This window comes from Variovorax sp. J22R115, from assembly GCF_030317005.1.
Classification (GTDB): Bacteria; Pseudomonadota; Gammaproteobacteria; order Burkholderiales; family Burkholderiaceae_C; genus Variovorax.
Genome location: NZ_JASZYM010000061.1, coordinates 1 through 1,068 on the forward strand (window position 1 = coordinate 1; position 1,068 = coordinate 1,068).

The following is a 1,068-nucleotide window of genomic DNA, read 5'->3' on the forward strand; positions in this document are numbered from 1 at the left end:
AGTTGAAGCTGAGCCCGCAGGACCGTGCGACTGTGGAGGCGGTACGCGGCAAAGGGGTTCATCGCAGTCGGGAAGTCAACCGTGCTCACGTGCTGGCTTGCCTTGACGAGGGGATTCCCGAGGCGCAAATCCAAGCTGTGCTTGGAATCGGACGGACAGCCCTGTGGCGCGCGCGGGCTGCATATGTGCAGGGCGGATTGGATTTGGCGCTGTGGGACGTCGCTCGATCTGGTCGCCCGCGCCAATACGACACGGATGTGGAGGCGCAAGTCACTGCGCTGGCGTGCTCGGGACCGCCAGAAGGACGGGCGCGCTGGACGTTGGTGGAACTCGAGCAGGCCGCCCGACGCGAAACTGGCAGATCCGATCTAAGTCGCGAGACGGTGCGCCGGATGTTAAAAAAAACGACCTGAAGCCCTGGCTCAGACTGATGTGGTGCATCGGCACTCTGACGCTGGAGTACCGACTTCGGATGTACGAGCTGCTGGAGTTGTATGCACGGCCCCTGGATCCACGCGAGCCCGTCGTCTGCGTCGATGAGAAGAGTCTCCAGTTGCTCGCTCGCAGCCGCGCGCCACTGCTCATTGCGCAGGGCGCACCGATCAAGGAAGACTACGAGTACGTTCGCAGGGGGACAAGCAATTTGTTCGTGGCCATCGAGCCCAAGGGCGGACATCGCGAGGTTTCGGTGACGCAGCACCGTGGCAAAGCCGACTTCGTCCACTTCATTGCCGTGCTGCTCACTGGCACCTATGCGACCGCCAGGCGCGTCCATCTCGTGCTCGACAACTTGAACATCCACTTGCGAAAGTGTTTCGTTGACATACTGGGCCAACACGCAGCCGGAAAGCTGTTGGGGCGCGTCGAATTCCACTACACCCCCAAACACGCCAGTTGGCTGAACATGGCCGAGATAGAGATCGGGATCCTCAGTCGGCAGTGCTTGGATCGACGCATGCCCAACAGAGATTGCCTGCAGTTCGAGGTCGACAAGTGGCAATGCGCTCGCAACGCTGCCCGCCGAACTATCCAGTGGAAGTTCACTCGTCAAGATGCAGACCAAAAACT

General features: G+C 60.7%; 2 protein-coding genes. Both read left to right on the forward strand.

Going from position 1 to position 1,068, the window contains the following annotated elements:
• Positions 1 to 2: 2 nt before the first annotated feature.
• Positions 3 to 413, forward strand: a complete 411-nt coding sequence (locus QTI04_RS34190; protein ID WP_286619639.1) for a helix-turn-helix domain-containing protein — start codon at positions 3 to 5, stop codon at positions 411 to 413.
• A gap of 17 nt (positions 414 to 430) precedes the next feature.
• Positions 431 to 1,068, forward strand: a 638-nt coding sequence (locus tag QTI04_RS34195) for an IS630 family transposase (protein WP_286619641.1), incomplete at its 3' end; no start/stop codon positions are given.